General features: G+C 47.9%; 14 protein-coding genes. 10 read left to right on the top strand and 4 right to left on the bottom strand.

The genetic code is table 11. The features are described from left to right. The first annotated feature begins 52 nt into the window (after positions 1 to 52). On the top strand, positions 53 to 2,287 hold the full coding sequence (locus Undi14_RS10455) for a TonB-dependent siderophore receptor (RefSeq protein WP_200180061.1): 2,235 nt from the start codon (positions 53 to 55) through the stop codon (positions 2,285 to 2,287). Between the two features lie 63 nt (positions 2,288 to 2,350). Here Undi14_RS10455 and Undi14_RS10450 read toward each other — a convergent pair whose 3' ends face one another. Further along, positions 2,351 to 2,839 carry a pilin gene (locus Undi14_RS10450; protein ID WP_186885213.1) on the bottom strand — a complete coding sequence of 163 codons (489 nt, stop codon included), beginning with the start codon at positions 2,837 to 2,839 and terminating at the stop codon, positions 2,351 to 2,353. A 175-nt stretch (positions 2,840 to 3,014) separates the two neighbouring features. Between Undi14_RS10450 and pnuC the strand changes: the two genes are divergently transcribed. After that, on the top strand, positions 3,015 to 3,605 hold the full coding sequence (pnuC, locus tag Undi14_RS10445; protein ID WP_200180059.1) for a nicotinamide riboside transporter PnuC: 591 nt from the start codon (positions 3,015 to 3,017) through the stop codon (positions 3,603 to 3,605). Then, a complete protein-coding gene (locus Undi14_RS10440) occupies positions 3,593 to 4,129 on the top strand; it encodes an AAA family ATPase (RefSeq protein WP_200180057.1) in 537 nt (178 codons plus the stop codon). Before pnuC ends, Undi14_RS10440 begins: the two co-directional genes overlap by 13 nt. A 71-nt stretch (positions 4,130 to 4,200) precedes the next feature. On the opposite strand, the gene rpoD is transcribed toward Undi14_RS10440, so the two are convergent. After that, complete coding sequence (rpoD, locus tag Undi14_RS10435) at positions 4,201 to 6,549, bottom strand: RNA polymerase sigma factor RpoD (protein WP_370589945.1); 2,349 nt, start codon at positions 6,547 to 6,549, stop codon at positions 4,201 to 4,203. Between the two features lie 1,013 nt (positions 6,550 to 7,562). Between rpoD and Undi14_RS10430 the strand changes: the two genes are divergently transcribed. From Undi14_RS10430 to Undi14_RS10405, 6 genes are all read left to right on the top strand, one after another. Then, positions 7,563 to 8,279, top strand: a complete 717-nt coding sequence (locus Undi14_RS10430; RefSeq protein ID WP_200180055.1) for a cytochrome c — start codon at positions 7,563 to 7,565, stop codon at positions 8,277 to 8,279. A gap of 182 nt (positions 8,280 to 8,461) precedes the next feature. Then, entirely contained in the window at positions 8,462 to 9,781 is a 1,320-nt protein-coding gene (locus Undi14_RS10425; RefSeq protein ID WP_200180053.1) for a cytochrome c, read from the top strand. A 91-nt stretch (positions 9,782 to 9,872) separates the two neighbouring features. Continuing rightward, positions 9,873 to 10,778 carry a hypothetical protein gene (locus tag Undi14_RS10420; RefSeq protein WP_200180051.1) on the top strand — a complete coding sequence of 302 codons (906 nt, stop codon included), beginning with the start codon at positions 9,873 to 9,875 and terminating at the stop codon, positions 10,776 to 10,778. A 246-nt stretch (positions 10,779 to 11,024) separates the two neighbouring features. Further along, positions 11,025 to 11,453: a hypothetical protein gene (locus Undi14_RS10415; protein WP_200180049.1), complete on the top strand. Its 429-nt coding sequence runs from the start codon at positions 11,025 to 11,027 to the stop codon at positions 11,451 to 11,453. Between the two features lie 193 nt (positions 11,454 to 11,646). Next, positions 11,647 to 12,408, top strand: coding sequence for a GNAT family N-acetyltransferase (locus Undi14_RS10410; RefSeq protein ID WP_200180047.1), 762 nt, complete (start codon positions 11,647 to 11,649; stop codon positions 12,406 to 12,408). A 26-nt stretch (positions 12,409 to 12,434) separates the two neighbouring features. Further along, on the top strand, positions 12,435 to 13,283 hold the full coding sequence (locus tag Undi14_RS10405; RefSeq protein ID WP_234030556.1) for a UDP-2,3-diacylglucosamine diphosphatase: 849 nt from the start codon (positions 12,435 to 12,437) through the stop codon (positions 13,281 to 13,283). 91 nt (positions 13,284 to 13,374) lie between these two features. On the opposite strand, the gene Undi14_RS10400 is transcribed toward Undi14_RS10405, so the two are convergent. Then, positions 13,375 to 13,854, bottom strand: coding sequence for a histidine phosphatase family protein (locus Undi14_RS10400; protein ID WP_200180043.1), 480 nt, complete (start codon positions 13,852 to 13,854; stop codon positions 13,375 to 13,377). Then, entirely contained in the window at positions 13,854 to 16,046 is a 2,193-nt protein-coding gene (gene ppk1, locus Undi14_RS10395) for a polyphosphate kinase 1 (RefSeq protein WP_200180041.1), read from the bottom strand. Before ppk1 ends, Undi14_RS10400 begins: the two co-directional genes overlap by 1 nt. Positions 16,047 to 16,263: 217 nt before the next feature. On the opposite strand from ppk1, the gene pstS reads away from it, so the two are divergent. Further along, complete coding sequence (pstS, locus tag Undi14_RS10390) at positions 16,264 to 17,307, top strand: phosphate ABC transporter substrate-binding protein PstS (RefSeq protein ID WP_190480049.1); 1,044 nt, start codon at positions 16,264 to 16,266, stop codon at positions 17,305 to 17,307. Positions 17,308 to 17,361: the final 54 nt, after the last annotated feature.

Below are 17,361 nucleotides of genomic sequence, written 5' to 3'. Positions count from 1 at the left end.
CTGAGGGAGGCCATTTTTATTAATCGCTTCATCTTTTCATTCCCTTATTTCTATGCGTACACCTGGCTTTCCATTAAGTGTCATTGCTCTTTCTATTCTGCTTGGATTCAATACCGTCGCCATTGCTCAGGAGAGTAAAAATGCGTCTTCTGAGTCTGACTCCTCTAAGCTGCCCAAAAAAGCACCAGTAAAAGCTTTGGATACACCGATGCAGAAGGTGGAAGTGCAGGGGGCCAAAAATTATGATGAACGTCGTCAGGACACTGCAACCAAGATCGTCGTGACACAGGAAGACATCGTTCGTTACGGCGATACTACGGTCGGTGACGTATTGAAGCGATTGCCGGGTATTACCATGGGCGGTGTGCAGGGGCGTGGTGGCGAGATCCGCATGCGTGGCCTGGGATCAGGTTATACGCAGATTATGCTAAACGGTGAGCCGAGTCCGCCGGGCTTTTCTCTGGATTCTATCTCGCCAGATCTGATTGAACGCATAGAGATTATCCGTGCCGCAACAGCAGAGCTAAGCACGCAGGCGATTGCGGGGGCAATCAACATTGTGCTGAAGCGCGCAGTGCAGACTGCACAGCGCGAGGTCAAAGTTGGCGCATCTGAAGACGGCGGTAAGTTTTCCGAGAATGTGAATCTGCAAATTTCAGATAAAGCAGGGCGTTATTCTTATTCTGTCTCCGGTAACTTCAATCATGGTCAATATGAACGGCCATCGACGATAGTTGAATCAGGGGCAGATGTCAGCGGCAAGCCGAATAAGCAAACCAGAACCGATCAGTTGGGCTGGGGGACATTTAACGGCATAGGCCTGTCACCGAGAGTGAATATCTCTTTGGCGAACGGTGATACGTTGACCAGCCAGAGCTTTGTGAATGCCAATCGCTTTGCCGGCTATACGAGCGAGACAAGCCTGCCATTACTCGAAAAATTACCGACCTATTTCAGTGATTTGCAGCGCATAGAATCTGATTTTGCGATGGTGCGTAGCGATCTTAATTGGATACATAAACTGGCTGACAGTGCCAAACTGGAAGTCAAATTCGGCCTGAATTTTAATCGCCGTAATTCAGATGTTGGCTTGCTGGGGTACGGTAAGGAAAAGAATCAGATATTGGACAGGAAAAGCACATCTGACGCATCTGATAAAGGCTTTACCTCGACGGGTAAGTATTCAGCTCCGTTCGTAGAAGACCATGCCTTTGTTTTTGGTTGGGATGGCTCTTACAGCAAGCGTAATGAGCATCGCCTGCAGACGGATATCGTGGCTCCAGGCAGCAATCTGATTGCTTTGCCGCTCAATGAAACTTATGACGCAGACGTGACACGCGTCGCTTTGTTTGCGCAGGATGAATGGAATGTGACTAAGCAATGGTCCGTCTATGCCGGTTTGCGCTGGGAGGCAATTGAAACACGTAATCAGGGAACGGGCTATGATGAAGTCACCAATAAATCGAGTGTGCTGAGTCCGATATTACAGACGCTCTGGAAGATTCCTGGTAGTAAAAATGATCAGGTACGTCTTGGTCTGACACGAACTTACAAGGCACCAAGCAGCGGGCAGTTAATTCCTCGTCGCTACCAGTCGAATAATAACAGCGAGACGAGTCCTGACAGCATCGGTAACCCGAATCTGAAACCTGAGCTGGCATGGGGTATTGATGCGGCATTTGAACATTATCTTGCTGATGGTGGAACGCTGAGCGCCAGCGTTTACGTGAGAAAAATTGACGATATCATCCGTACGAAACTGGATCAGATCAACGGCATCTGGTTTACTTCGCCAGCCAATGATGGTCAGGCGACGACAAAAGGGATAGAGCTGGATGGAAAGTTTCCGTTGCGTTCAATCATGAGTGATGCGCCAGCGATCGATTTTCGTGCCAATCTCTCGTTGAACTGGTCTGATCTGAAAACGGTGCTGGGACCGAATAATCGCCTGGATTCACAAACACCAGTCAGTGCAAATATCGGGATGGATTACAAATTATCGCAAGTTCCCCTGACCATCGGTGGCAATGCCAGTTATCAGAGTGGCGGTTTAGTAAGGATATCTGCTGAACAAACCACGTATTCTGTTCCGAAACGGGTGTTGGATTTGTACGCACTGTGGAAATTTGATCCTAAGACCAATTTAAGAATTTCAGTGGCGAATTTGCTGCATCAGGATAATGTCTCATCCAATACCGTGGTTAACCAGTTGAATGGAACATCTCAGCAAATTCGTTATACCCCAACCACGGTGGCTGTCAGGGCGATGCTGGAACATAAATTCTGAGGGCGCTAAAGACCTGAATTTGCTTTTGTGAAGAAAAACGCCGGCGTTATCAGTCGGCGTTTTTTATTTCGCTTTACTGCGGCAAATGAAGGGCAGGTACTGGGTAGGCAGCGTTGTTTTATCTGCGCCTTTGATTGTCATTTTGTCCGGTGCCTGCGCATTAGCGCAGACCCAGGTTACCGGGACAACATGCGCATCTTCAACGACGGCCGGACGTAAAGAAAGCACTTTGCCTTTTATCGAATTACTGGCGCGATTACCGAAGGTAATATGAACGACACCTTCTTCCACGCTGACGTCGCTGACGAAATTATTGACGATTTTGTCGGAAGAGGGTAATCCTGCAGCAGCATTGTCCGTCGGGAATTTCTGCCCTGCGAGCCAGGCCATTTCTACCGGCTTCTTCGCCACATCAGCCAACGGCATCGCCGCTTCGATTTGTTCGCGGATGACTTTGTATAAATACGATGGGGCAGCCATCGCAGCAAGTATGCCGATGATTGCAATAACTGCCAGAATTTCTAATAGAGTGAAGCCAGATTGTTTTTTCATATTGCACGAAGACGACGGGGAATTTTCAGCAATATAAAGGAAAAACGCAGGATCGCGTAACGAATTCATGTGCGGCATCGGTTTTTTCCTGTTTTCAACTGATCTGCATGACACAATTTTTCCTATCGTTGATAATGCGTGCACTCTTTAATTGCACTGATTTTTGCGCCTGCTTATGAATGATACCGTTCAATTTTTCGGTTTTACGACGACCTTGCTCGAATTACTGTCGTTTATTTTGTCGGTGGTAACCGTTGCGCTGAACATTCGCCAGATACATTGGGCCTGGTTATTCTCGATATTGTCTTCCGGTCTGTATGCCAGCGTATTTTTTGAGGCGCGGTTATATGGTGATATGGGACTGCAATGGGTCTTTATTATCGTTTCTGTGTGGGGCTGGTTTCTGTGGTGGCGAGGCATTGATGGAAGCAGCCAATTGCCAGTATCTGCACTCGGCTTTCGCGAGAGGGTGCTTGCCGTCATCGCATGGGGTCTGGGATTTGCGGCGTTGGCATGGTTTTTAAAGAGTTATACCGATACTGATGTTCCTCTGGCTGATGGCTTTTTGACAGCTGGCAGCTTGCTTGGGCAGGTTTTGTTGTCCAGAAAGAAAATTGAAAACTGGCTTATCTGGATTGTCGTTGATGTCCTGTACGTCGGTTTGTATGTATATAAAAACCTGATGCTGACAGCGGCCTTGTATGCGGTGTTTGTCCTCATGGCGATCGTGGGGCTGCGCGCCTGGAGTAAAACATGTCAGCAGTAAAGTCGAATACACAGCGTATCGCAATTTTAGGTGCAGAATCATCAGGTAAGTCTGCGCTTGCAGAGGCGCTGGCGCAGCGCTATCAGACCGTATGGGTACCCGAGTATTTGCGTGAATTTGTCGAAACACAACAGCGTGTTCCGCGTGAAAGTGAGCAAGTGATGATTGCACGCACGCAGCTAGAGCGTGAGGATGCAATGGCGCCGAAGGCGAATGAATGGTTATTTTGCGATACCACACCATTGATGACTGCAATTTATAGCGACTATTATTTTTCTTCAGCTGGTGATGAGTTGATGGCGTTGGCAGATCAGCATCATTATGACTTCACCGTGGTGACGGCACCTGATCTGCCTTGGGTTGCAGATGACCTGCAAAGAGAATCGCCTGCAGTGCGACAGGCAATTCATGAGCGCGTGTTGGCGGAACTTGAAGAGCGTGAAATTCCTCATTTACTGATAGAGGGAAGTCTTGCACAGCGAGTAGAACAGGTAGAGTTTGCCTTAACATTTCTGATGACATAAAAAATGCCGCTGAGACCAGCGGCATTTTTCTGTGTGATGCAAACAGCATCGGCATCGAAGCTTGATTCTGCTTACTGATTTTCCATCAGGCCTTTCAGATGATCAGCTTTACCCGGATGGCGTAATTTCTTCATTGCTTTCGCTTCGATCTGGCGTATCCTTTCGCGCGTGACTTCAAATTGCTTGCCAACTTCTTCCAGTGTAAATTCGCTCGCGGTTTCAAGACCGAAACGCATGCGCAATACTTTCGCTTCGCGCGGGCTTAATGAGTCGAGTGCTTCTTTCAGTTTTTGCTGAACCGAGGCTTGCATCGCGGCAGCCATCGGCGACATTGTCATGCTGTCTTCAATGAAATCACCGAGTTGCGAGTCACCATCGTCACCGATAGGCACATCCAGAGAAACAGGCTCTTTTGCGATCTTCAGAATCTCGCGTACTTTCACTTCCGGTAAACCCATTTTTTCGGCAATCGCGGCTGGCTCAGGCTCGAGACCACTTGCCTGCAGGAGTTGGCGCTTGACGCGGTTCATCTTGTTGATGGTTTCTATCATGTGTACCGGCACGCGTATCGTACGCGCCTGATCCGCGATAGCGCGGGCAATCGCCTGACGTATCCACCATGTTGCGTAGGTAGAGAATTTATAGCCGCGACGGTATTCGAATTTATCTACCGCTTTCAGCAGGCCGATATTACCTTCCTGAATCAGATCCAGGAATTGTAAGCCACGGTTCACATATTTCTTTGCAATGGAAATCACCAGACGCAAGTTCGCTTCCGTCATCGCGCGCTTTGCTTCGCTGGAACGTTTTTCACCGGCGATCATTTGCTTATTGATGTCGCGTAAAGCACTTAACGGCAGCTCAACACGTTCTTCCAGCTGGACGAATTTCTGTTGTAGTTCCCGTGCCGCGTGAATCTGACGTGACAGGACCGCAGCATAAGGCTGAACCGATTGCATTTCATGTTCCAGCCACGCCGTATTGGTTGCATGTGTGCGCAGCATATCCACGAAATAGGCGCGTGGCATACCGCATTTATTCACCAATAGTTCCAGCATTTGCTTTTCAGTGTTGCGCAAATCTTTCATTTGTTTGCGCAAAGTATCGCAGAGCTTTTCCGCCGTCTTTACCGTGAAACGCATGCCTTGCAATTCGCGGGAAATCGCTTGTTGTGCGGCCACATAGGCGGTTGAGCCATAGCCATCCTTGGCTCGTGCAGCTTGCATGTCATCAAAACGCTTGGCGACAACCGCAAATTTTTGCAGCGACCCTGCCTTTAACTGCTGTAATTGCTCATCACTGATGCCGCCGACGTTATCGCTGACAGCGTCGTCATCATCGTCAACCTCATCCGTGTCGTCACCTTCGCTTAGCAACAATGCCGACACATCATTTTCTTCAGGATTGAGCAGACCATCGATGATGTCATCAATGCGTACTTCATCTTTTTCAATTTTTTCTGCGATCAGCAGAATTTCCCTGATCGTACCAGGACATGCGGAGATCGCTTGTACCATGTCTTTCAGGCCGTCTTCTATGCGTTTGGCGATTTCGATTTCACCAGATCTGGTCAGCAGTTCGACGCCACCCATTTCACGCATATACATGCGCACAGGGTCGGTCGTGCGACCGAAATCAGAGTCAACAGTTGCCAGTGCCGCCGCCGCAACGGATTCAGCCTCATCATCGCTGACGACAATCGTGACATTATCTGTCAGTAACATCATTTCAGCATCGGGCGCTTTATCGTACACCGCAATGCCCATGTCATTGAGCGTGCTGATAACGTCCTGAATCATTTCCGGGTCAGCGACTTCTTCCGGCAAGTGATCGTTAATTTCAGCATGGGTCAGATACGAACGGTCTTTGCCGAGGCGGATTAACTTTGTTAATTGCTTGCGATATTGTTCCAGTTGCTCTTCATTAAGCGCGCCACCTGATTTTTTACTTTTTGCTCTGGCTGCCCGTTTCAGTTCTGCAGATTCAGCGGCATTCAGCGCTTGTATTTCGTCGTTTTCAAACTGAAATTCCGATGGTTTCCGGCCACGTTTTGCAGGTTCCTTGCTACCGGATAAGACATAGTTTGACGTATCGATATTGCTGAATGCGGCTGCAGTATTCGCTACCGGCTCTGACTTAACCGGCGTTGCAACGGTCGTTGTGGCTTTTGCCTGAACCGGAGTGGTTGACGCTGGCGTCACATGTGTTGACAGCGCTGGTGCTCGCGGCGCGTCTGCAAATGCAGGTTTGTCGGCAATGCTGGACGGGCGCAACGAAGCACTCACTGGAGCAGCAACTGGCGCGACGGGCTTCAGTGTTGTGACGGGTGCTGCCGGTGCAAATTTACCTGAGCCTATGCGTGCTTCGCGTTTTACTGTCGTCGGTGCCGGTTTCGCGCCAGGTTGATCTGACAGAAGCAATTTTTTTGCGACTTTGGGTTCTGTTTTACGGATAACGGCGGCACGCGGCTTTGCAATGTCTGCGCCGGATAAAGTTTGCAATCCGGCTTTCAGATCAGCGCGAATTTCTGTTTTTACTTCTGGCTTTGCAGGCACTTCAGCTGTTTGCTCGGCGTGTGCTTCTGCATTGTCAGTGGGCGGCAGTGTTTCTGCCGCGATGCCGGAGCTATCGACGACTACCAGTTCGGTTTCATCAAAAGGCATACTGCTCATTGCTTCGATGTCTTCCGCTGTTAAGGCTTTTGCCGGGGCAATGATCGCTTCAGCCATGACGGGCTGCATGCGTGAACGGCGTTTCGTCACGACCATGACGGGTGCTGCTGGTGTGCTAATTTGAGGTTCTTCCATTTTTTCCGCTGTTGGCGTTGTAGGCGTTTCTGCGTTGGATGGCGCAGCTGCCGCAGCACGATTCAACTGCAGGGTTTTTTTACCCAGAGTGAGTGTGGCGCCAGTTTTTTGAGCGGGAATAGTTGAGTCAGTTAAGCTGGTTTTCATGTAACAAAGTCGAGTGCGACAACAAAGTCTTGTCAATAGTGTATGGCGATGGCAATGGTGATAATCTGTTGGTCGTCTGCACTGGCGATCAACGGTATCACGGATGAAAAAGCCCGCTGGTAAAAGCGGGCTACGCTGGTGAAAGCGATTCAATCATTTTTTGCTCAAACTGGTTCTCGGAAAGAGACGCGAGGGCGAGATTATCCTCGGCTTGGCACCGCTTGACAAGTTTTGTATGCGTTTCCTGAAAATAAAAATGAGGTGAGCATTGTAGCGTTTAATTCGCACCTCATGGGAGAACCTTGTGTTTAAAGGTTTTGCGGGCGGACGAGTAAAATCGGAATAGAAAAATTACGCATATTTTTTAATTAATACCGATAATAGATGGAGAGAGAACCGCGCAGTGCTTGAGCTGAAATGAGATGTCGCAGGCATTCGGCTTTTATAAAAAAGATGGCTAATTTATTCTGAGACGCACCATGCTCAATCATCGTAATTTTTTAAACTGTATTTTGCTGGCGGGGGGAATATTTGCTTTGCCTTCGCTGGCGCAGAATATTCCCGATACGCTGGCGCAGCGTTTGAAAGCATGCACCTCATGTCATGGGGCGCAGGGCAGGGCGGCGAGCGATGGCTATTACCCTCGCCTCGCCGGAAAACCAGAAGGATACTTATTACATCAGCTGAAAAACTTCAGGGACGGTCAACGCCGGTATCCACTGATGAATTCTCTGCTCAGTAACTTGAGTGATGCCTACCTTCAGGAAATTGCGGCTTTCTTTGCTGATCAGCACCCCCCTTATGCATCTCCACAGCCGACTGAGGCTAGTCTGACAATAATGGCGCGTGGGCGTGAGCTGGTGATGGAGGGGGATCAGCAGAAAAAAATACCGGCATGTATTTCTTGTCACGGTGAAAAAATGACCGGAGTTGCTCCCTTTATTCCGGGCGTACTCGGCTTACCACGAGACTATATTGTTGCACAGCTGGGTGCCTGGCAGACCGGCAGCCGGCGCGCGCATGCGCCTGACTGTATGCGGCAGGTCGCGCAAAAGCTGGCACCTGCGGATATTGCTGCCGTATCCGCCTGGCTGGCCTCACAAACGGTGCCGGACAACGGGATTGCTGCCAGCGCTAAGGATATCCCTCGCTTTCGCTTACCTCTGCAATGCGGCAGCGTTTCTGAGGATAAGTAAATTAAATAGATAACAGAACCTGGTTATCCGGGCTTGTGGATTTTGATGGCTATCGGTCAGGCTATTTCATACATCATTGAAATGGCACAAGTAAAGTTTTACCACTTTGAACATCACAAGATGCGACAAGCTGCTCGAAAAATGATGAATGCGATGCGAGTTGTTCTGGAGAAGACCTCTGTATGAAGAAAATGCTTATCCGTTTTTTTGTTGTCGTGCTGATGCTGCTGACGGGTATCAGCGTGTACGCTTACTTTGTCGGTTACAGGGTTGATGAGAATGCGTCTTTGGTGTCTGTCGGTACGTCGTCCGACACAACGCTACTCATCCGTCGCGGTGAGTATCTGACAAGGGCGGGTAACTGTTTTGGATGCCATACAGTAAAGGGCGGTGCTGCCTACGCTGGCGGCAGGATATTGCGGTCGGAATATGGCAATTTTGTTTCACCAAACATTACCCCGGATAGTGTTACCGGTATTGGGAGCTGGACTTTCAATGATTTCTGGCTTGCCTTGCATTTTGGTAAGGCAAAGGACGGACGGCTCTTATATCCTGCTTTTCCGTATCCTAATTACACTCAGATAAGCAGAGCGGATGCAGAGGCGATGTTTGCCTTTTTGAAGACGATACCAGCGATTTCTCAGAAAAATCCGGATCATGAATTACGCTTTCCTTATAACCAGCGGCGTTTGCTGGCATTCTGGCGCGCCATTTATTTTAAACCTGTCGTATTTGCAGAAGACAAAACAAAATCTCCTGAGTGGAATCGTGGCGCATATCTGGTAAAGGGTTTGGGACATTGCAGTGCGTGTCATAGTCAGCGTAATGTTTTCGGTGCGAATGATGGGGTAAGTGATTTTTCTGGCGGGGAACTTGCGCAGATTCAATGGTATGCGCCGTCCTTGTTGCATGCCAATGAAGCGCACTTACAGAACTGGACGCAAAATGAGGCCGCGACTTTGCTCAAAACGGGTGTTAACCACAAGTCTGTCATGAGCGGGCCGATGGCAGAAGTGGTCTTTGATAGCCTGCAATATCTGACCGATGCTGATATCAACGCAATGACCACCTATTTGCAGGCTATTCCAGTAACGAAAGCGGATAGCGTCAGTGCGCTTGATCAGGCGTTGACCGACCCTGACCGTAATGAACAAACGAAAAAGCAAATGATGCAGCAAGGCGCTGCGCTGTATAGAACTCATTGCATGGATTGCCACGGTACTCAGGGCGAAGGATTTGCCTCTGTATACCCGGCTCTCAAAGGGAATCCTGGCTTGCAGATGAATTCAATTGCTAATCCTTTGCGGATAATACTCGCAGGAGGTTTTGCTCCTGCAACCCAATTAAATCCCCGACCTTACAGCATGCCACCATTTGGACCTGTATTAAGTGACAGCGAGGTTGCTATCTTGCTTAGCTACATTAGAAACAGTTGGGGGAACAAAGCTGCATTCGTGACTGCTGCAGAGGTCAATCATTACAGAACTGTGCCGATGGATTGACGTATGCCAAGCACCTTATCAACCTTAATATCTGGTCATGTAAAAAAATGAATCTTGTATTTTCGCCTGTAATCTTGACTGAAAAATGAGTATGCGGCGTTCATTGTTTACCCCGGCAATAGTGATGATCGTGGCGACCAGCTTCAGCCCCTGTCTGCACGCGGAAAGCGCTGATCAGGTCGGCGTAATGCATTCCAGTGCTAGCGGTAAGGAAATCAGACTTGATGCAACGCTGAATGCACGCCAGATTGTCAGTGCGATTCCTGCAGAATTTCTGCGCGAACGCTTTGAAGCCAATGATACGAAAGGCCGTACCATTGCATATATGGCTTTCACCGAAGGTGATATCGGCGGTTTGATTTTTGTCGAAAATAAACTGACTGCACAAGTGTCAAAACAAGATGCGATGGCATTTTACAGTTGCCGAGGTTATGCAACTGCGGTGCAGCATCATTGGGCCAAGGATGCTGATATCTGGACAGAAACCTTGTTGGACACCAGTGTTCCGATAAGCGACGTTGATCTGCACTTCACTGGTAAGTCTGGTTTGCGTAGCATTGTTGAAGTGGTCAATGATCCTACGCTGTCGCAAGTCAGTTCTCTGGTCGATATGGGGACCAACCCTTTGAATATTTTTAGAAAACTGAGTTCTGCCTGGGATTCTTCGGTTGACCGGGATCATTTCCAAAAAACCTTGTTACGTTTAAAGAATGTGCTGACTGGCGCAAGTGAAGCTGAGGTTGCAGAGATTATCAAGCCAGAAGACGTGTCATTTGTGAGTGGTGGATTGGTGATGGCTTATCCACGATTTTCTCTGGAATATTTTGTCAGTAACGGTGTGGTGAAGGTGGTTCAGCAACCATCTTTTTATCATCTGTCCAGAACTCAGGCGGCTTTGTTTTATGCGCCGAATGTCAGATGGGAGTTGTGTACACCGTCAGAATGGCGGAAGGCCATGCCCGAGGTGATCATGCCGGATAGCCCTACGAAGAAATAGCCAGACAATTCCTGGAGAATTCTCTTTTCTGCCTGAATCTGCATTCTCAATAAATTAGAATTGGCCTGATATCGACAGAATTGATTTAACGCAGTTGATTGTGGTGATCGATTAAAAAGAATAGGGCGGATGTATGCTTTGTTGCGTATTGGTAATGCCCTTGTCATGTCTTGAAGTTATTCTTTACCTTTGTTGTTTAACGATATATTGTTTATATTATTTCTAAGTTTTTAATTGGGGGCTGAAATGGCTACGGTTACACCTAAAAAAGTAGTAAGTACTCCGCGAACGTCTGTTACTAAGAAAGTCCCGGTACAAAAGGTCGCTGCTGCATCAACAGCAAAGAAAACGGTGGGTGTAAAAACAGTCACCAAAGTAGACGCGGCAGTAACACCATCTGCAAGAAAACAGTCGACTGCGAAATCGCTTCCGCAGTCGGAAGAAAAGTTGAAAAAGCCGAAATTGGTACGTGACAGCTTTACCATGCCTGAAGCGGAATATGCCGTGCTTGGTCAGGTAAAAAAAGCTTGCCTGAAGGCTGGTATCGAAGTCAAAAAGAGTCAGTTATTGAGAATAGGCCTGGTTTTGCTCAATAACACAGATATTCCCAATCTCAGAAAGCTGATTAACGATTTATCTCCGCTGAAGGCTGGACGACCTAAAAAAGAGAAGTAATTTCTGCTCCAGGCAGACGATTTCCCCTTCGTTCTGACTTATTGCGGCGCTGAAGACCATTTCCGGATCTTCAGCGCCGTTGTATTTTTGTCTGTCATAAAACCGACATCTAACTGTCATCTTGCTGAAGTAATCGTCCTCTATTCTTCGTTCGTCGAATGAATGACATCTTGAGACTACACAAGGACGAGGAATGCGATTACTCACGATACCAGCGGATGCTAATCCCAGTTTTTCTAAACTCAATCTGAGTTTGGCGACGACCGCAGAAGAGGTCAAAGAAGTTCAACGTTTGCGTTATAAGGTGTTCATAGAAAGTATGGGACTGTCGGCGCTGTCCAATCCTGAGGGGCTGGATAAAGATGAGTTCGACACCTATTGTGATCACCTGATTGTTCGTGACAGCAAGACGCTGAAAGTCGTCGGTACATACAGAATTCTTGGCCCAAATGCTGCCCGCGAGATGGGACGTTATTACTCTGAGACTGAATTTGATTTATCCCGGTTACAGAATATTCGCGGTAGTGTTGCCGAAGCTGGACGTGCCTGTATCCATCCCGATTATCGCAGTGGTGCCGTCATTATGCTGTTGTGGGCTGGGCTGGCTGCTTACATGCGTCGTGAACGCTGTTCGCATCTGATCGGTTGCGCCAGTATCAGCCTGACTGATGGTGGTCAGAACGCTGCTGCAATCTACCGTGGCTTATCTGATAGTGATTTTTGTCCACTGGAATATCGTGTGACACCACACGTACCTTTTCCCTTAGACGAAATCGATACCAGCAATGTTGTTGCCAGAATTCCTCCTTTGCTCAAAGGGTATCTGCGGGCTGGGGCGTGGGTGTGCGGAGACCCAGCCTGGGATCCTGATTTTCATAGTGCGGATTTGTTTGTGATGCTGCCGTTGTCCAATCTGGATAATCGCTATGCACGTCATTACGGCACTGAGGAGTAAGCAGATTGAAGCCCGCTGACCAGTTCCTGAATAAGAAATTACATCATACGAAAAAGCGTGATATCACGCATTTTCGGACGATATGGATTTCAGATCTGCATTTGGGAACCAGCGGCTGCCAGGCTGCAAAACTGTTGGAATTTTTAAAAGCGACAGAATCGGAAACACTCTATCTGGTTGGCGATATTATCGACGGCTGGCAGCTTAAACGACGCTGGTACTGGGATCAGACGCACAATAATGTAGTACAGACAGTATTGAAAAAAGCGCGCAAGGGTACAAATGTCATTTTTGTTCCCGGGAATCATGACGAATCGATCCGCCAGTTCATCGACCTCGATTTTGGCGGCATCAAAGTGCGCGACGAACTGGTACATACAACCGCAAACGGTAAACGTATGCTGGTATTGCATGGTGACAGATTTGATGGTGTGATCGCCTGCGCCAAATGGCTAGCCTATGTTGGGGATAGTTTGTACACCGTGATTTTGAAATTCAATCAGGTGTTTAATAACTGGCGCGCCAGAGCCGGATTGCCATATTGGTCGCTGTCGCAATACCTGAAATTAAAGGTAAAAAATGCGGTCAGTTATATCACTCAGTTTGAAGATGCGCTGGCCGAAGAGGCGCGTAGAAACGGGGTTGATGGCATTATTTGCGGGCATATTCACAAACCAGAAATACGTGATATCGGCGGTATCCTGTATTGCAATGACGGTGATTGGGTTGAGAGCTTATCGGCTTTAGTCGAAGATGCAAAAGGTGAATTACGTCTGATCACCTGGCATGACGTGATGCATCCGACTGATAATGATGCGGCTGATAATATCGCTGATATTCAACTTGATGTCAGCGCAACGAGCGTCACGGTTTGATTTTTGCGAAGTCCGGCTTTGCTGATCGCTCCTGGACTTTATAGCTGCGAGCCGGGCTTTACTGGAAATGTTATTTCCTTCGTAATTGCCGTTATCTGACAACCAGATCAGGTGACATCACCGCTTTAAGATAGGTTGTTACCTCTTCCGCCTCGCGTTGTTTCTGCGATAGCCACCATACATTTCCTTTTCGTATGCTGTATCCCTGCGAGACGTGACCCAGTAAGTGTCCGGCGACCTGTCCCAGGCATGGCTGATGACCTACGATGACGACCGGCTCGCGGTTATTTGGCCAGTTAGCAATCCGCAGAATGTCTTGCGCTGATGCCTGTGGTCCCAGTTCAGGAACAATTTTGACTTTTCTGCCGCAAGCAACAAGGGCATCGGCAGTATCTCTGGTGCGTATCGTCGGGCTGACAAGAATACGGCATGTTTCAGGCAGCGTACTATCCAGCCAGTACGCTATCTTGCCAGCCTGTTTAACTCCTTTGCCTGTCAGCTTTCTGAATTCATCTGTTATTTCTTCGGTTGCCGGTTCAGCTTCCGCATGGCGCCAGAGTATTAAATCCATTATTCGTCTTCCGAAGCTGACAATGATCCAAGTTGTTGCATCAGATATTGTTGCGCACAGAAGCTGGCTTGTTTGCTACGTGCTTTTTTGCGTTCATATTGACCATCAGAGCCAAGTACCCAGGCATTGACATTGTCTTTCAAATAGGGATCCAGCCCTTCAGAAATGATGCGTTTCTTGAGGGATTTCTCCAATACCGGAAAAGCAACTTCGATCCGTCGGAATAAATTGCGATTCATCCAATCGGCGCTGGCGAGATGCACGTCATGTGCGAGGTCGTTGCGGAAATAATAAATCCGGCTATGTTCGAGAAAACGACCAATGACCGAGCGGACGCGTATGTTTTCTGATAAGCCGGGTACGCCGGGACGCAAGGCACATGCACCACGGATAATCAGATCAATTTTTACGCCATCTGCAGACGCTGCATACAGAGCGCGAATCACCGATTCATCCAGTAGTGCATTCATTTTTGCAATAATGCGGCCTGGCCGGCCTTCGCGTGCAATACGAGCCTCGTTACGAATGGCTTTGATGATTTGCGGTTGCAATGCAAATGGTGCCAGCCACAGGTATTCCAGTTTTTTTGGCTTGGTCAGACCTGTCAGGTGAATAAAGACTTCGTTCACCTCCGCCGCGATACCGGGATGAGCGGTTAACAGGCCGAAATCTGTATAAAAACGGGTAGTGGACGGATGGTAATTGCCTGTTCCCAAGTGGGCATAATGTCTGAGAACGCCCGCTTCTTCACGCCGTATCACCAATGCAAGCTTTGCGTGAGTTTTTAATCCCACTACGCCATAGACGACTTGTGCGCCGGCACGTTGCAGTTTATCTGCCCAGTTGATGTTGGCTTCTTCGTCAAAACGCGCCATTAACTCGACGATGACGGTGACTTCCTTACCTAAGCGGGCAGCGGTAATCAGTGACTCCATCAGATCAGAGTTCATGCCGGTGCGGTAAATGGTTTGCTTGATCGCAACCACGTTTGGATCCAGCGACGCTGAGCGGATAAAGTCGATGACGGTCTGGAAAGGCTGAAACGGATGGTGCAGCAAGATATCTTGCTTGCGTAACAAGGTGAAAATATCGGTGTGTGAATATTTGCCAATCGCTTTTGCTGAGAATGGCGGGAAGCGCAGACTCGGCTGTTTAACATGGTCGACAATTTCGCTGAGGCGCACCATATTGACGGGGCCATCTACGGGATACAGTCTGTCCTGATCGAGAGAAAATTGCTCCAATAAGAAGCGCGACAAATCTTCTGGACAGTTCTTTGCGACCTCCAGCCGTACTGCGGCTCCGAATTGTCTTGTTTGCAATTCACCTTGCAATGCCTGACGCAGGTTTTTTACCTCTTCCTCGTCAACCCACAAATCGCTGTCGCGGGTAACGCGGAATTGCGAATAATTGATGACATCTCTGCCATTAAATAAATCTGCAATATGGGAGTGAATCACCGATGAAAGTAAGCAAAAAGACTGACCGTCTACCGACAATTCATCTGGAAGTTTAATGATGCGGGGTAAAACTCGAGGTGCTTTAACAATCGCGATTGCAGTGCCGCGACCAAACGCATCTTTTCCGGCCAGCGATACGATGAAATTAAGACTCTTATTGACGACTTGGGGGAAAGGATGTGCAGGATCCAAACCGATTGGCGTCAGTAAAGGCCGCACCTCTCGTTCAAAATAAGATTTCACCCAGGCTCTTTGTGCGTCATTACGCTCAGAGTGGCGCAACAGATGTACACCTTTTTTGGATAACTGCGGCAGAATTTCCTGATTCAGCAGTTCATACTGTCGTTGAGTTAACTGGTGGCATTCAGAACTGATACGTTTCAGTGTTGACAGAAAAGCAGGGTGCTGAACCAGCTCTCCGTCAATTGTATTTTGTGCCAATAAGCTGGCGACCCTGACTTCAAAGAACTCATCTAAGTTGCTGCCAACAATACATAAATATTTGAGCCGCTCAAGTAATGGAATGCTTTTGTCTTCAGCCTGAGCCAGCACACGCCAGTTAAATGCGATCTGCGACATTTCCCGGTCAAGAAAAATGGCGGCTCTGGAAGGTTCTGCGGGGCTTGCTTTACTCGAACTGGTGCTTCTGGCCTGCTTTACACCCTGGGCGGCATCTTTAGCCGTGTCGCCTAAGCTGTCCTCTTTGGCGTCACTGTCAGTTGCGGAGTTCATTACATCTTGATTCGGCATATGTGTTTGCGTGTCATAAAGACTGTCATATATATGTAACTCACTATTCTAGTGATGTGGTGTGACAAGTTTATGACAAAAAATCACTATGAAATTAAATATTTCAGGGTTGTCTTGGTAAGTCATTATCTTGTCATAATTCGATTGTAAAGTCCGTCTCGTAGTAACGAATACCTGTTATTTAACCTTAGAGGTGAACATGCAAATCAATCGTGTCATTAAATCCCTGGTCGCAGCAGTTGGTGTGGCTGCTACATTCTCTGTTGCTCACGCAGCAGATATTACTGGTGCTGGCGCTACATTTCCTTACCCAATTTACGCAAAATGGGCTGAAGCTTACAAAAAAGCTACTGGCAACGGTCTGAATTATCAGTCCATCGGTTCCGGTGGTGGTATCAAGCAAATCAAGGCAAAAACTGTTGATTTTGGCGCTTCTGACATGCCTTTGAAGCTTGAAGAGTTGGATGCTGAAGGGTTGATGCAATTTCCTGCGATCATCGGTGGTGTTGTTCCTGTCGTGAATATTGAAGGCATCGCTCCAGGTAAATTGAAGATGACCGGTGATCTTCTCGCAGGCATCTACATGGGTAAGATTACTAAATGGAATGCAGCGGAAATCGTTGCGATTAACCCAGGCGTAAAATTGCCAGCGGAAGATATTACTGTTGTTCATCGCTCTGATGGTTCTGGTACCACATTCTTGTGGACAGACTTCCTGAGTAAAGTGAATGCAGAGTTTAAAACAGCAGTGGGCTCTTCTACTGCGGTTAAATGGCCAGTAGGCTTGGGCGGCAAAGGTAATGAAGGTGTTGCTGCCAACGTTCAACGTATTAAAAACTCAATCGGTTATGTTGAGTATGCTTACGTTAAAAAGAACAAAATGACTTACACCACATTGAAAAATGCGGATGGACAGTTTGCTGAACCAGATGATGAAAACTTCAAAGCAGCGGCTGCTGGCGCTGATTGGAATAAAGCGCCTGGCATGTATCTGGTGTTGACAAATCAACCAGGTAAAATTACATGGCCTATCACTGGTGCATCCTTCATTCTGATGCACAAAACTCAGGCTGACTCTGCAAAGGGTAAAGAAGTTCTGAAATTCTTCGACTGGTCATTTAAAAATGGCGGTGCAATGGCTGCTGAGTTGGAATACGTTTCTTTGCCAGCACCGGTTGTTAAGTTGATTGAGGAAAGCTGGAAAGCAAAAATCAAAGACGCGTCTGCAAAAGCGATCTGGTAATTGAAGTAATAAATGAAGTAAATGCGAAGTAAATACGGTTCACTGATTCGATTG

Source organism: Undibacterium sp. 14-3-2, assembly GCF_016595265.1.
GTDB classification, from domain to species: Bacteria; Pseudomonadota; Gammaproteobacteria; order Burkholderiales; family Burkholderiaceae_D; genus Undibacterium; species Undibacterium aquatile.
Note: the sequence above shows the minus strand (reverse complement) of the source record. Positions and strands in the feature narration are given on the sequence as shown.